We start from the raw sequence: 13,976 nt of genomic DNA on the forward strand, positions 1-13,976 counted from the left end.
GTTAATAATTCCGTATTTTGGCGAAAACTTGTTGAAGTTTATCGCGACATTTAATGCCCGGGCTTGATTCAACACCTGAGTTGATATCTAAGCCAAATAATTCTTGATTGGTCATTTGCTGACAAGCTTGAGTGATATTATCGAGTGCTAATCCACCGGCTAAAAAGCAAGTTGATAAGTCTTGCTCACTATTCGTTAACGCTTGCCAATTAAAAGTTTCTCCACTACCGGCACTTTTACCGTCAAGCACAATATGGTCAACATTTTTTGCTAGTGTTGGTACCGTTTGCTCAACAGCTAATGCTTTAAATATTTGACAATTACTGGCCAGTTTTTCCCGCAAGTTATCAATGTATTCTTGGCTTTCTTGGCCATGTAACTGCACAGCACTAAGTTGTAAGTCATGCGCTAATTCAAGCACCTTTTCCTGAGGATGATTAACAAAAACGCCAACATACTTCATGCTTGGGTTTTGGTTAATAATGGCTTTTGCTTGAGCTTTATCGATACATCGAGGTGATTTTTCAGCAAAGATAAGGCCACCAAATTCTGCCCCCGCATCAATAGCAAAACTTGCATGCTCTGCGCGGGTTAAGCCGCAGACTTTATTGTGACCAAATATCAATTGTCGACAAGCTAGGTCAATATCGTCTTCAGCCATGACAGAGCTACCGACTAAAAAGCCATCAACGGCAGGCGCAAGTTCTCTTACTTGTGCGTTGTGATAAATGCCCGACTCAGAAATAACGATGCGATCATCCGGTAGTGTGGGTGCTAAGTCAAAGGTACGTGAAATATCGGTAGAAAGATCACGTAAATTACGATTATTAATACCAATAAGTTTTGCGTTTAAGGTAATGGCGCGCTGACATTCTTCTTCATCAGACACTTCTGTTAAAATGGCTAAATTTAATGACCGAGCAACCGCGGCTAGTTCATTATATTCTTCATCATTGAGTACGCTTAACATCAACAATATGGCGTCAGCACCATAGTGTCTTGCCAAATAAACTTGGTAGGTGTCGAAGAAAAAATCTTTATTCAGTACTGGGCAGCTCACCAAGTCACTGACTGTTTTCAGATAACTAAAGTCGCCTTGAAAATATTTATGTTCGGTCAGTACTGAAATCGCGGCGGCATACTTATCATAAATAACGCCAATTTCCCCAGCATTAAAATCTGCTCTAATTATTCCTTTTGACGGAGAAGCTTTTTTACATTCTAAAATAAAGCCTGCGTACGGTTTCTCTGCTGTGCGTGTTAATGCCTGATACATGTCTTTTTTTGATGGCGTTAAGTCATCAATAAAGCTGGCTAAAGGCAGGTCTTGTTTTAGTTGTGCTATCTCAATACGTCGATTAGCGACGATTTGCTCAAGAATGTTACTCATTATGCTGCTGCTCCGGAATTTGATAGTCGAACTAAATCTGCTAAGGTTTTTGTTGCGGCGCCAGAGGCCAACACTTGCTCAGCATGTTGCGACGCTAATAATAAGGTATCTGCCTGACCATTTAATTGCTCACGATGTAAATAAAGTAGCGCCGCGCAGTTAATGACCACTGCACTATTGTGAGCTTCTTGGCCTTTACCGGCCAATATGGCTTGAATAATATCGGCATTTTCTTGTGGTGTTCCACCTTTAATATCAGCCAAGGTATAATTTTTCAGACCAAAGTCTGTGGGTGAGATTTCTTTTTCAACTAACTCACCATGATTGATCTCAGTAACCTTTGTTTTTCCGTGTAAGGCTATTTCATCTAAGCCGCTACCGTGCACTACCCATGCGCGCTTAACACCTGTGAGTAATAAGGCTTGAGCTATCGGGTTAATTAACTCAGGGATATAAACGCCGAGTAACATAACATCCGGTTTTGCAGGGTTGACTAATGGGCCTAAAATATTAAACAGTGTTCTAATCGCCATGGCTTTACGAACAGGAGCGGCATGTTTAAAGCCACTATGGTAAGCCGGTGCATATAAAAAGCAGATATTGGCTTGTGCCAAACATTGACTAGCCACTTCAGGTGACATGGTTAAGTTAACACCTAAGGCTTCTAGTAAATCAGCAGAGCCCGACATACTCGAAACACTTCGATTACCATGTTTAGCCATTTTCAAACCACAAGCCGCTGCTAAAATAGCTGCTGTGGTGGAGATGTTAATGGTATTTGCACCGTCACCGCCTGTACCCACACAATCAGCAACGCTGTTGGTTTGGCTTGGAAAAGCGGTAGCATTTGCTCGAATAGCGATAGCAGCACCAGCAATTTCAGCCGGTGTTTCACCTTTTATTTTTAATGCAGTCAGTATCGCGGCTAATCGTTCAGGGGCAACATGGCCGTTGATCACCTGTTCAAATACATTTTGGCTTTGCTGTTGCGTTAATGAATGACCGTCAACTAAGGTATTAAGTGCACTATGAGTCATGTCATCGTTACTTACTGCCTGAGCATTTTGTAAAGCTGTGCTACTAAGTTCAGTGGTTTTCATGAGTATTCCCCTGTGCTTTATAAAGGTTTTTATTCGCTAAAGCTGATAAATGACGTAGGCTTTGTGCTAATAAGTTGGTGCCAAATGTGGTGAGTATCGATTCAGGATGAAACTGAAAGCCAATGGCGGCATCCGTGCTATGTTCAATGGCCATAGGTAAAATAACTTCTTCATTGTTGTGCAGTAAACTAACCTGTGCGGTCATAGTTAATTGTTTAGGCATAACACTCGCAACCAGCGAATGATAACGCGCCACAGGTAAAGGGCTAGCAATATTGTTGAAAGCGCCTAATTGGTTGTGGATGATGTTTGATGATTTACCATGCACGACTTCAGGTGCGCGCGCTATAACGCCACCATAATATTGAATTAATGCCTGATGTCCCAAGCAAATACCCAGTATAGGGAATGTTCCCGCGCAAAGTGTTAGTAACGCCATTAAACAACCGGCATGTGTTGGGTCGCCAGGCCCAGGTGACAGTACAAGAATAACACCTGCGCTGTTGCTTTGCTGTTTCTCTTGCAGCTTTTTAAAAATAAAGTCAGCACTTAAGGTATTGCGATAAATAGTGTGCTGATAGCCCAAACAACGAAATTCATCCACTAGGTTATAGGTGAACGAGTCAAGATTATCTAACATGACTATCTCTGGAAGAGACTCTGGCAGAGCGTCTGTTACAACGTCAGATGATTTCATGATTTAACCTCCGGCTGTAATGTTTCGCTATTTACTATCGTTGCAGGTCTTTTTTGATGAGAAATTATCAATACTTTACCTTCTGCCTCTTTAATCGCGCTAATCACCGCTTGCGCTTTTTGTCGGGTTTCGTTGGTTTCTGATTGCGGATCAGAATCAAAAACTACGCCGGCACCGGCTTGAATTTGTGCGCGCTTATTTTTTACAAATGCTGAGCGAATAACAATGCAGGTATCCATATCACCTTCACCCGTTAAATAACCCACGGCTCCGCCATAACTACCACGGCGCTTGCCTTCAACTTCACGTATCAATGAGGTTGCTTTTACTTTTGGTGCGCCTGATAAGGTGCCCATATTCATACAAGCTTGATAAGCATGCAGCGCGTCTAATTCATCTTCTAACGTACCGCAGACACGAGAAACCAAATGCATGACATGGGAATACCGATCAACCTTTAATAATTCAGCTACGTGACGAGTGCCAGGTTGGCTAACGCGTGCAATGTCATTACGGGCTAAATCAACCAACATAATGTGCTCGGCTAATTCTTTTTTGTCTAATCGTAAGTCTAATTCGATACGGCTATCCAAGTCGGGTGATAAGCTGCCATCAGGATTAAACCCCCGTGGACGGGTACCGGCAATAGGATAAATTTCAACTTGTCTGTTACTCTGTTGATATTTAAGCGCTGACTCTGGAGAAGCACCAAAAATACAAAACTCACTATCTTGCAAATAAAACATGTAAGGACTTGGATTACTCTGTTTTAAGGCTTTATAAGCATTAAGGTTATTTGAGCAAGTTAGGCTAAAGGTGCGAGAGGGAACTACCTGAAAAATATCACCGGCTAAAATGTTCTCTTTTAAGTCATCCACTATCTGGCAAAAAGCGTCATCGTCGATGTCACATTTTAGTGTATTATCCTGACTTGCACTGACTGTGGAATTAATGTCTGGAGATTTAAGCTCAAATGTCGCTGTTATATCAGTACATAAACTGGCTTTTATTTGTTTGATTCTAGCTAATGCCGCTGTTTTGGCCGTTTCATAACCTGTGCCGGTAAATTGGTTAGTAATCACTTCACTTGAGCGTTTTTCATGATCAATAATAATCAGCGTTTCTGCTAGGTAATAAACAAAGTCAGGACAGGAGTTTTCGCTATCCTCAACTTCGGGCAACGACTCACTTATGGCCATCATATCGAATGCAAAGGCACCACCCAGAAATACGGCGAACGGGTGTTTGTTGATGTTTTTCAGTTGATTAAACAAGCGCAAACTTTGAAATGGGTTAACAGCCAGTAGGCGTGAACGTTCATCGAGTTGTTCAGTTACTTGTGCAAAGCTTGCGGTGAAAGCCTGATTGTTACCGGTAATTGATGCGACTGATGCTAAGGCTTGTTTAGCAAAGGTAAGCGCATTTTCGCCGTTTTTACTTAAGGCAGTAAAGCTGACTATATGACCATTACAAACAATTTTAACCGCGGTATCTGTGAGCAGTAAACTTTTCAATTGATGCTTTTTATCAATTTCCGCTGACTCTAGTAACAGGGTGTTTTCTTTGTCAGCGCAAAGCGTGTGAAAGACCGCAAGTGGGTCACTTTGATAACTTAAGGTATCAGTAATAGTAACTACAGCACCAGATTCTTGATTGTTGTGTGCCGCTTTTAACGGTATTTCTTTAGTATTTGTTTCAGTGTTTTGTTCGGTTGTTTTTTCGGTGTTACTTTCTTGTGTATTGCTCATGGGTATTCCTACAAATAATCTATTTAAAAAAGGTCATCCAGCGTAAATAGGCAGAAGCCACCATAAGAACCAACGTTTACCTTTAATGCGCAACATAGTTATTCTCTTGTTATGTTAATTAATTCAAAATTTAAAAACAAAAAACCCGCAATAGGGTGCGGGTTTTCGAAGTTTTTACGTACAAGTAAACATCACAACCCAGTTATCTAGAGTTATGCCACCACCAAATCAAAGAAATAGTTTTTTTTACTTGTATCATTATCTGTTTTATCTCAGTAAAATCGTTGTTATTCACTTGCCTAATTAGCGACTTGCACTTGTTTTAAGCAGTTTTAAGTCCCTATAGAAGAACCGATTCACGTAATGATGTCAACTACTGATTCTACAAATGAGAAAGATTTTTCAAACTTGCGCGTTGATCTGCACAGCCATACTAATTGCTCTGATGGCGCATTAACGCCAAAAGAGCTAATAGAACGGGCAGTTAACTTTCAAATTGACGTATTAGCCATCACAGATCACGATACAGTTAAAGGTCTTGATAGTGCAAAACAAACTATTATAGACAAAAATATTCCATTAACTTTGATTGATGGCATTGAAATATCGACGCAATGGCAGGGTTTTGAAATTCATATCGTTGGTTTAAATATTAATACTGAGCACGAGGCATTGCAGACGTTAATTTCAGCACAACAGCAACGTCGAGAAGCGCGCGCTATTTCGATGGGCGAAAAATTAACCAAGTGCGGTTTTAACGACGTTTATAGTCAAGCTAAAGCATTAGCGGGTGAAGGCTCTATTACCCGAGCACATTTTGCTAAAGTACTTTTACACCGCGGTATTGTGAGTAAAATGCAATCAGCCTTTGATAAATATATTGGTAAAGGTCAGCGGGCTTATGTTAATCCAAATTGGTGCAGTATCGAAGAAGCCGTAACCGTTATTCATGCTGCGGGTGGTGTTGCTGTGATGGCGCATCCGATCCGGTACGACTTAACCGCTAAATGGTTACGGCGCTTAATTGTTGATTTTAAAGCAGCACAAGGTGATGGCTTAGAAGTGGTTTTACCGCAGATGAACAACGAACAGCGTAAAATAATGTTAAGCTATTGTGCAGAATATGATTTACATGCTTCGATGGGATCTGATTTTCATCAACCAAGTCGCTGGAGTGACTTAGGGCGAAATTTAGTGATGCCTGAGCAGGCCAAACCTATTTGGCAACTTTGGCAAACACAAGCAATGAGTTAATTGTCTATTTTAGTCGTTGGTAGTTAATCACTTTAAAGTACGTGAGAAATTTTATTCACAGGTCAGTGTAATTAAGCGGTATAGCTAATTTTAATTAATCACTTAATTTAACGCCACCTTTCATGATAAACCTGTTATTTAGTTGGAGCTCATTATGAGTCAGTTTTTTTATGTTCACCCTGATAACCCGCAAGGTCGTTTAATGAAACAAGCGGCTGCCATTATTCGCCAAGGTGGCGTCATTGTGTATCCAACCGACTCTGGTTACGCTTTAGGCTGTCATATCGGTGATAAAAAAGCCTTAGATCGAATCTGTAATATTAGAGATATTAATAAAGATCATAATTTCACCTTAATGTGCAGCGACTTATCAGAATTGTCAGAATATACTCGTGTTGAAAACAGTGTTTTTCGATTGCTGAAAAATAATACCCCGGGGCCTTATACCTTTATTTTTAAAGGCTCCAAGGAAGTCCCTAAACGGTTATTAAATCCAAAGCGTAAAACTATTGGTATTCGCGTACCTGACAATAATATTGCCCAAGCATTATTAGCTGAATTAGGTGAGCCAATCATGTCGACTACCTTGATCATGCCCGGTGATGCAACCGCAGAATTTGATCCTGAGCATATCCGCGATATTTTAGAACACCAAGTTGACTTGATTATGAATGGTGGGCATTTAGGCGAAAAGCCAACCACTGTGATTGATTTTTCTAATGATGAAGTTGAAATTATTCGTTTTGGTGAAGGCGATCCAACACCGTTTCAATAAAACGGCTTAGCATAATTAACGATTAGCCATGATCTTTTGAATATGAGCCTTTACTTGCTGATCTATGAAACAAAAATTTTTAATGTTGAAAGCTACTGATGTCCGATAGTACAGATAAATTATCTAATAAGATTACCCAAGGTAATAGTCCAGCGTCTGGTGTTATGTTGCAGCAAGTATTACCCTTTGCCTTGTTACGCGGTGAGGCCATCATTGAAAAACCACAAGATTTATTTATTCCCCCTGACGCTTTAGAAGTTATTCTAGAGTTGTTTGAAGGGCCGCTCGATCTTTTATTGTATTTAATTCGCAAACAAAAATTTGATATTCTAGATTTACCTATTTTCCCTATTACCACGCAATATATGGCTTATGTCGATTTAATGAAAGATATTAAGTTGGAACTAGCCGCTGAATATTTGCTTATGGCAGCGATTTTAGCCGAAATTAAATCACGCTTATTATTACCCAAACAAGCCGTGACAGAAGATGAGGGTGATCCAAGAGCCGAATTGGTTAGAAAATTACAAGCATATGAAGTGATCAAAAAAGCGGCTGAAAACCTTGATGAATTACCGCGAGTTGACCGAGATAACTTTGTTGCCAATGTAGAATTAGCCGAAAACTTTGTCCCTGAAATACTGAATAGCCAAGTGGATTTAGCTGAGTTAGTAACGGCCCTGCAAGGAGTCATAAAACGCAACCAAGCTTATGAACATCATCATATTCATAAAGAGTCATTATCGACTAGAGAGCGTATGGCAGATATTTTGGCAACGCTTACACAGACTAAAAATGAGCAAGCTTATCAAAATTTTAGCGACTTATTTACCGTGAAAGAGGGTAAGCAAGGTGTTGTGGTAACATTTCTAGCCATTCTTGAACTCATCAAAGAGTCCTTGATTGAGTGTGTTCAAACGCAAGTTTATGGTGAGATACGCGTTTGTCTTCCTCGGCATGCTCAGTTCTAGCAAAACCTGCAGCAGCACTTATAGCAAAATTTATAACCGAATTTATAATAGAATTTATAATAGAACTTATAAAAGAATTAAGGGCGAGATTAGCCGCAATGATAACCGATAAAATACGCCACAAAGACATCGACGATGCCAAGCTACAACGCTTGGTTGAAGCCGCATTATTTATTGCCGATAAGCCGTTGTCGGTGCAATTACTTAAACGTGATTTTTTAATTGAATATCGTATTAGTAATCTTCGTATTCGTGATATAATCATTGCCATTCAGGCCCAATATAAAGGCCGTGGTGTTGAACTTAATAAAGTAGCCTCAGGCTATCGTTTTCAAACACCCACAGAGCTTAGTGATGATTTAGCGCATTTATATAAAGAAAGAGCACCGAAATACTCACGTGCTATTTTAGAAACATTAGCGTTAATTGCTTATAAACAACCGATAACTCGTGGTGAAATAGAAGACATTCGCGGTGTTGGTGTTAGTAGTCAAATCATTAAGACATTAACGGAAAGAAATTGGATTAAAACTGTAGGTCATAAGGAAGTGCCAGGTCGACCTGTATTGTATGCAAGTACGCAAGAATTTCTTGATTACTTTTCGCTAACATCACTCGACCAATTGCCAGAGCTAATGCCGATGGCAGATTTTACTAGTTAAGGTGTTTAACACTTAGCTATAATCACCATTAGAATAACTAAACACCGGGGTTATTTACCCTAAACTTAAAGAGACAGAGACGTAATAGTAGCCGGTTTTATACCCTGTTATCTGTGAAGTTACTGACGTAAGAGAGTTAAGACCTATGTCTGAAAAATTACAAAAAGTATTAGCACGAGCAGGTGCTGGTTCACGTCGTGAAATGGAAACCTACATTAGCGCTGGTCGTGTGAGTGTTGAAGGTAAAACCGCTTATTTAGGCGATCGTGTTGAAGGCAATGAACTTATTCGAGTTGATGGCCATCAAATTAAGCTTAAGGCATTAGAAGAAGACTTTTGCCGGGTACTGATGTACAACAAGCCAGAAGGTGAAATGTGTACCCGCAAAGATCCCGAAGGTCGCCCAACAGTATTTGACCGTTTACCTAAGTTAGATGGTAGTCGTTGGGTTGCGGTAGGTCGTTTGGATATTAACACCTCAGGCATGTTACTTTTTACCACTGATGGTGAGCTTGCCAATCGTTTAATGCATCCTTCAAAACAGGTTGAACGTGAATATGCCGTGCGTATATTTGGTGACGTTAATGAAGCTATGTTACAAACCTTGCGCCATGGCGTTAAACTAGAAGATGGCACGGCGAAGTTTCAAAAAATCACTTACCGAGGTGGTGAAGGTCGTAACCATTGGTTCCATGTTGTGCTGTCTGAAGGACGTAACCGTGAAGTTCGTCGTTTGTGGGAAAGCCAAGATGTACAAGTAAGTCGCTTGATCCGTGTTCGCTACGGTGACATGGAAATGAAGCGTCAGTTACCTTTAGGTGGTTGGACAGAATTAAACTTAAAAGATGTTAACTACTACAGAACACTGGTTGATTTAGCGCCTGAAATACAAAGTAAAGTTAAGGTTGACGAAAAAGCCATGGATAACGCGAAAAGTCGCAGAATTCGTCGCTCAGTGAAAAAACATCAACACCGCAGTAAACAAGCCACTAGACGTAAACGTTAAAAATTGTATTATGTTAGTGCTGAAAGTTAGTGCTGAAAAAAATGACAAGTTCAATTAACTCTCGAACTTGTCATTTTTATTTGTGCTGAGCTATTAAATATCATCTTAGCAATCGTTAGAAAACAATTAGAAAATAGGCTATGGTACGCTAAAGACCAAGTTGATTAATTATCTGCTTATTTTTAATGGTTAAAATGAAAAGCTACTGACTAAATTTTAGGCCTCGTATTTATCCATTTTTCCTGATGAGTCAGCTGATGATTTAATGAGTCAAACTTAATGAGTCAAATTGGTATAATGCAACTTCCCATTACCCGCTGTTAACGTTTCAATGTAACAACAAGCGATTTTCTTAGTATTTGGTTTATATAGGATATTACGTGCAAGCAACTCTTGAAAGAATTTATGTCGAAGACTCTGAGCAATTACATCTAATTTGTCAACGCTATTCCCAAGCAAGTGTACTGGCTATCGATACTGAGTTTGTGCGTACACGAACGCTCTATCCAAAATTAGGGCTGATTCAAATAAACGACGGTAAAACCTTAGCCTTAATTGACCCAGTCGCTTTACCAGACTTATCACCTTTTTGGCAATTACTTGAAAATCCGAATGTGCAAAAAGTGCTGCATGCCTGCTCTGAAGATCTTGAAGTTTTTCTTACCGCAGGTAATTGTCAGCCTTTAAACTTAATTGACAGCCAAATTATCATGTCATTTTTAGGTCATGGCATATCCATGGGCTATGCCGCTATGATCGCGCATTACACGGGTATAGAAGTGGACAAGTCTGAATCTAGAGCCGATTGGATGAAAAGGCCGCTAACACAAAAGCAACTGAGTTACGCGGCGGCTGATGTTGAACACTTGTTTGATATTCTGCCTAGATTAATGGCAGATATTGAACAGTCGGGTTGGCTGGCGGCAGTAAAAGAAGAAAGTGATGTCATGGTTGAACGTAAGTTTAAAGCTATTGATGAAAGCCAGTTGTATCTCAATGTTAAAATGGCTTGGCGTTTAAACCCACCGCAACTTTATCGACTGCAGCAATTAACCATTTGGCGTTATCAACAAGCTAAACTAAAAGATCGGCCCATTGGCTTTATTGCCAAAGATCATACTTTATTGGCCTTAGCGCAAATTAACCCCAGTAATGTCGGTGCTATGTCGAGCATTGAAGGTGTTGAATTACTTGATATTCGCCATAAAGGTAATGCTATGCTGACGGTATTAAAACGTGTAGCTGAAGCACAAGATATTAAATTACCTAAGCAAATAACTCGTCTTGACGAATATCCTGGATATAAACAGAACTTTAAAAAAGTTAAAAATTATATTAACGAATTAAGTACACAAACCAACTTATTGACAGAGAACTTAGCGTCTAAAAAACAAATAAATCAATTTCTTTCTTGGCATTTTAAGCTCAATGATGCAGAGAACAATCCCAACATGGTGGATATTATGCGCGGTTGGCGTAAGCCCTTGTTAGGTGATAAATTGCTCGCATTTGTTGAGAATGACTTTCAATAACTTAAGTATCAGTTAGGCATAAATTGCGCTTAACTGCTGCTTGAATTACGCTGAGTAAAACATCATATAACAAGTAAAGATGCTGTCGTCTTGTGATGATAACTTTACTCAAAGTTTGCTAAGATAAAGTCAAGTTAGCAAGCTTTCATAACCCATTTTTAATCATAGGTCTCCATTATGCTGTGTAGTGTTTATAAAAGTTCCAAAAAAGTACAAACCTATCTCTTTATTAATAAACGAGATGATTTTTCTGATGTGCCTGAAGCCTTAATGAAAATGTTTGGTAAGCCCGTGATGGTTACTGTGCTTAACCTTGCAACAAAAGTGAAGCTGGGATTTTCTGACCTTGATAAAGTAAAAGTAAGTTTAGCCAAACAAGGTTATTACTTGCAACTAACGCCTCAGGAAGAAGATATGTTAAAAGCGCACAAAGTTAATATGCAAGGTAGTGATGATAGTCAAGGAGGTGAATCATAATGCGCTCTATCAACGCGATAAAATCAGTGAAAATATTATTACTTTCACTTTGTTTAGCCTTATGTTCACAAACTAGCTTTGCTGCTGACAAAGCACCGACAATCTCAGAGACTAAAGTCAGCTTTGAGCAATATATTGTTAAGCTCAAGCAAGAGGCGCTAGCTAAGGGCTTTGAGCAAGCATTAATCGATGAAGCTTTTACTAATGTTGTGTTTCATCAACGTGCGGTAAAAGCCGATCGCAATCAGCCTGAAACGGTTGAAACACTTGATACTTATTTGCCAAAACGCTTACCCGATTGGAAAATAAAGCGTGCTAGAGCAAAATATAAAGAACACGAAGTGCTGCTAAAAAAAGTAGCGGCAGAATACGGTGTGCAACCGCGTTTTATCGTCGCACTTTGGGGGCTAGAAACTAACTTTGGCAAAATAATGGGTAACTATAATGTTATTTCTGCGTTATCAACTTTAGCCTATGAAGGACGCCGCGAAGTTTTCTTTAAAAAGCAGCTTTGGGCCGCGTTACAAATATTAAAAGAGGGCCATATTGATAGCGCCAATATGAAAGGCTCTTGGGCCGGTGCTATGGGGCAAAATCAGTTTATACCCACTTCTTTTGTCGGCTATGCCGTTGATGGTGATGGCGATGGCAAAAAAGATATTTGGGCTAACCAAGCTGATGTCTTTGCTTCAATGGCAAATTATTTGAAAAAACAAGGCTGGAGTGATCAACTTACTTGGGGCCGCCAAGTTAAACTACCCAGTGGTTTTGATAACTCGTTAGCTATTCCTAAAAATACTGGCGGTCGCAAAAACTGGCTAAAAGCTTGGGCTAAAAGTGAAAAAACCTTGGCACAGTGGCAAGCTTTAGGCATTCGACGCAGCGACGGTACTAACTTACCTGTCGTCGATATTAAAGCCGCCTTAGTTTTTCCTGATGACGAAAAAGGCCGAGCTTATTTGGCTTATAACAACTATAAAAGCTTGATGCATTGGAATTTATCTTACTACTTTGTTAGTTCAGTTGGACATTTATCAGATCAGATTAAATATCCACCTATTCAATAAAAAGTATTAAAAATAAAGTAGTAAAGAGTACGCATTAAAAATAATAGAAAGTAATAAACAGCGATAATTAGCCCTATGAGTAAAAAAAGTAACCGTTCGATAATAAAATCAAAAAAAATGCCGGTCGAACGTTTTTGGGAAACCAAATCATTAGATGAAATGAGCAGACCCGAATGGGAGTCATTATGTGATGGTTGTGCTAAGTGCTGTTTACATAAATTTATTGACGATGAAAGCACCACAGACGAAATGGATCTGATGCCGACAACGCATATTACTGAAAGCGAGCAAATGAGTTACTCGAGCATTGCTTGTCATTTACTTAATGATAAAAGTTGTCAATGTTCTAAGTACGAGCAACGTACTGAGCTTGTGCCAGATTGTGTGCAGTTAACCCAAGATAACTTAGATGATGTATTCTTTATGCCAACAAGTTGTACTTACCGTCGTTTAAAAGAGGGCAGAGGCATGCCGTCATGGCACCCGCTGTTACATAATGGTAAAAAATCAGCTATGCATCAGGCGGGCATGTCAGTTCGTGGCAAAATTGTTAAAGATAACGACGTTCAATTAGAAGATTTTGAAGACTACATTGTTCTATGGCCGCTACACGATATAGATTAAATCGGATCATACCTGGCTATTTATATTTTGCTGATTAGGTTAATAGCCAGCTAAACAGTTGACGGACTAAAGTTAGACCTACAAAAGATCACAAAAAAATTCAACGCGTCATGATCACACTCAGGCATGATGTAGGTTGCACTTTAGTTCATCAGGTTAAATGAAATTTGCCCTTTTTTTGGTTTAAACGCCGAAGACAAAAATAATACTTGCTGCAGATAGCTGTGATCCCATGACGTTAACCACCCGCTTAACGGTTGACGGACTAAAGTCCGACCTACAAAAGATCACCAAAAAATTCAACGCGCATGATCACACTCAGGCATGATGTAGGTTGGACTTTAGTCCATCAGGTTAAATGAAATTTGACCTTTTTTTGGTTTAAATACCGAAGAAAAAAATACTACTTGCTGTAGATATTTTTTGCTCATCAAGTTTATTGCCAGCTTAACGGTTGACGGACTAAAGTCCGGCCGACAAAAAAATCAATGAACACTAGGTTACCCGCTGTTGTAGAAGCTAAATAAAGATAGAAAAATTTGGCAGTAAGTCTTATTTAATAAAAAAGTATCAAAAACATTCCAAATAAAGTTGGAACCTGACTTTGTGGTGCGCAAGAGCGGAAGAAAAATTTTGAAATTTTTTATATAGGTAAAAGTCGACTGTACACCCT

General features: G+C 39.4%; 13 protein-coding genes. 9 read left to right on the forward strand and 4 right to left on the reverse strand.

Features of this window, described 5'->3' with window-relative positions; all coding sequences use genetic code 11:
* Nucleotide 1 precedes the first annotated feature (1 nt).
* The 4 genes from trpCF to H4J61_RS08775 are packed head-to-tail and all read right to left on the reverse strand — an operon-like array spanning nucleotide 2 to nucleotide 4,935.
* Nucleotides 2-1,390, reverse strand: a complete 1,389-nt coding sequence (trpCF, locus tag H4J61_RS08760) for a bifunctional indole-3-glycerol-phosphate synthase TrpC/phosphoribosylanthranilate isomerase TrpF (protein WP_182184769.1) — start codon at nucleotides 1,388-1,390, stop codon at nucleotides 2-4.
* Nucleotides 1,390-2,427 carry an anthranilate phosphoribosyltransferase gene (trpD, locus tag H4J61_RS08765; protein WP_182184821.1) on the reverse strand — a complete coding sequence of 346 codons (1,038 nt, stop codon included), beginning with the start codon at nucleotides 2,425-2,427 and terminating at the stop codon, nucleotides 1,390-1,392. The genes trpCF and trpD overlap by 1 nt, the downstream gene beginning before the upstream one ends.
* A gap of 49 nt (nucleotides 2,428-2,476) precedes the next feature.
* Nucleotides 2,477-3,187 (reverse strand): aminodeoxychorismate/anthranilate synthase component II, encoded by a 711-nt coding sequence (locus H4J61_RS08770; RefSeq protein ID WP_182184770.1) that lies wholly within the window; start codon nucleotides 3,185-3,187, stop codon nucleotides 2,477-2,479.
* On the reverse strand, nucleotides 3,184-4,935 hold the full coding sequence (locus tag H4J61_RS08775; RefSeq protein WP_182184771.1) for an anthranilate synthase component 1: 1,752 nt from the start codon (nucleotides 4,933-4,935) through the stop codon (nucleotides 3,184-3,186). The genes H4J61_RS08770 and H4J61_RS08775 overlap by 4 nt, the downstream gene beginning before the upstream one ends.
* A gap of 363 nt (nucleotides 4,936-5,298) precedes the next feature.
* On the opposite strand from H4J61_RS08775, the gene H4J61_RS08780 reads away from it, so the two are divergent.
* The 9 genes from H4J61_RS08780 to H4J61_RS08820 all read left to right on the forward strand — a co-directional run bounded on the left by H4J61_RS08780 (nucleotide 5,299) and on the right by H4J61_RS08820 (nucleotide 13,303).
* Nucleotides 5,299-6,189 carry an RNase RNM gene (locus H4J61_RS08780; protein ID WP_220460844.1) on the forward strand — a complete coding sequence of 297 codons (891 nt, stop codon included), beginning with the start codon at nucleotides 5,299-5,301 and terminating at the stop codon, nucleotides 6,187-6,189.
* A 154-nt stretch (nucleotides 6,190-6,343) separates the two neighbouring features.
* The gene (locus H4J61_RS08785; RefSeq protein WP_182136364.1) at nucleotides 6,344-6,964 is read left to right on the forward strand and encodes an L-threonylcarbamoyladenylate synthase; all 621 of its coding nucleotides are present in this window, start codon (nucleotides 6,344-6,346) and stop codon (nucleotides 6,962-6,964) included.
* A gap of 98 nt (nucleotides 6,965-7,062) precedes the next feature.
* Nucleotides 7,063-7,935, forward strand: coding sequence for a ScpA family protein (locus H4J61_RS08790; RefSeq protein ID WP_182184772.1), 873 nt, complete (start codon nucleotides 7,063-7,065; stop codon nucleotides 7,933-7,935).
* 98 nt (nucleotides 7,936-8,033) lie between these two features.
* A complete protein-coding gene (gene scpB, locus H4J61_RS08795) occupies nucleotides 8,034-8,597 on the forward strand; it encodes an SMC-Scp complex subunit ScpB (protein WP_182184773.1) in 564 nt (187 codons plus the stop codon).
* Nucleotides 8,598-8,742: 145 nt separating this feature from the next.
* Nucleotides 8,743-9,603, forward strand: a complete 861-nt coding sequence (rluB, locus tag H4J61_RS08800; protein ID WP_182136367.1) for a 23S rRNA pseudouridine(2605) synthase RluB — start codon at nucleotides 8,743-8,745, stop codon at nucleotides 9,601-9,603.
* Nucleotides 9,604-9,983: 380 nt separating this feature from the next.
* The gene (rnd, locus tag H4J61_RS08805; RefSeq protein ID WP_310650048.1) at nucleotides 9,984-11,135 is read left to right on the forward strand and encodes a ribonuclease D; all 1,152 of its coding nucleotides are present in this window, start codon (nucleotides 9,984-9,986) and stop codon (nucleotides 11,133-11,135) included.
* Between the two features lie 177 nt (nucleotides 11,136-11,312).
* On the forward strand, nucleotides 11,313-11,612 hold the full coding sequence (locus tag H4J61_RS08810; RefSeq protein WP_182184774.1) for a YcgL domain-containing protein: 300 nt from the start codon (nucleotides 11,313-11,315) through the stop codon (nucleotides 11,610-11,612).
* Complete coding sequence (locus tag H4J61_RS08815; protein ID WP_182184775.1) at nucleotides 11,612-12,679, forward strand: lytic transglycosylase domain-containing protein; 1,068 nt, start codon at nucleotides 11,612-11,614, stop codon at nucleotides 12,677-12,679. The genes H4J61_RS08810 and H4J61_RS08815 overlap by 1 nt, the downstream gene beginning before the upstream one ends.
* Nucleotides 12,680-12,754: 75 nt before the next feature.
* The gene (locus tag H4J61_RS08820) at nucleotides 12,755-13,303 is read left to right on the forward strand and encodes a YcgN family cysteine cluster protein (protein WP_310650049.1); all 549 of its coding nucleotides are present in this window, start codon (nucleotides 12,755-12,757) and stop codon (nucleotides 13,301-13,303) included.
* The last annotated feature ends 673 nt before the right edge of the window (nucleotides 13,304-13,976 follow it).

Origin of the sequence: Colwellia sp. MB3u-4 (assembly GCF_014077065.1) — a bacterium.
Taxonomy (GTDB): domain Bacteria; phylum Pseudomonadota; class Gammaproteobacteria; order Enterobacterales; family Alteromonadaceae; genus Cognaticolwellia.

What these genes read in the sequence shown, in the direction of transcription:
- trpCF (WP_182184769.1), bottom strand. Translation starts at nt 1,390, where the DNA reads ATGAGTAACATTCTTGAGCAAATCGTCGCTAATCGACGTATTGAGATA.
- trpD (WP_182184821.1), bottom strand. Translation starts at nt 2,427, where the DNA reads ATGACTCATAGTGCACTTAATACCTTAGTTGACGGTCATTCATTAACG.
- H4J61_RS08770 (WP_182184770.1), bottom strand. Translation starts at nt 3,187, where the DNA reads ATGAAATCATCTGACGTTGTAACAGACGCTCTGCCAGAGTCTCTTCCA.
- H4J61_RS08775 (WP_182184771.1), bottom strand. Translation starts at nt 4,935, where the DNA reads ATGAGCAATACACAAGAAAGTAACACCGAAAAAACAACCGAACAAAAC.
- H4J61_RS08780 (WP_220460844.1), top strand. Translation starts at nt 5,299, where the DNA reads ATGATGTCAACTACTGATTCTACAAATGAGAAAGATTTTTCAAACTTG.
- H4J61_RS08785 (WP_182136364.1), top strand. Translation starts at nt 6,344, where the DNA reads ATGAGTCAGTTTTTTTATGTTCACCCTGATAACCCGCAAGGTCGTTTA.
- H4J61_RS08790 (WP_182184772.1), top strand. Translation starts at nt 7,063, where the DNA reads ATGTCCGATAGTACAGATAAATTATCTAATAAGATTACCCAAGGTAAT.
- scpB (WP_182184773.1), top strand. Translation starts at nt 8,034, where the DNA reads ATGATAACCGATAAAATACGCCACAAAGACATCGACGATGCCAAGCTA.
- rluB (WP_182136367.1), top strand. Translation starts at nt 8,743, where the DNA reads ATGTCTGAAAAATTACAAAAAGTATTAGCACGAGCAGGTGCTGGTTCA.
- H4J61_RS08810 (WP_182184774.1), top strand. Translation starts at nt 11,313, where the DNA reads ATGCTGTGTAGTGTTTATAAAAGTTCCAAAAAAGTACAAACCTATCTC.
- H4J61_RS08815 (WP_182184775.1), top strand. Translation starts at nt 11,612, where the DNA reads ATGCGCTCTATCAACGCGATAAAATCAGTGAAAATATTATTACTTTCA.
- H4J61_RS08820 (WP_310650049.1), top strand. Translation starts at nt 12,755, where the DNA reads ATGAGTAAAAAAAGTAACCGTTCGATAATAAAATCAAAAAAAATGCCG.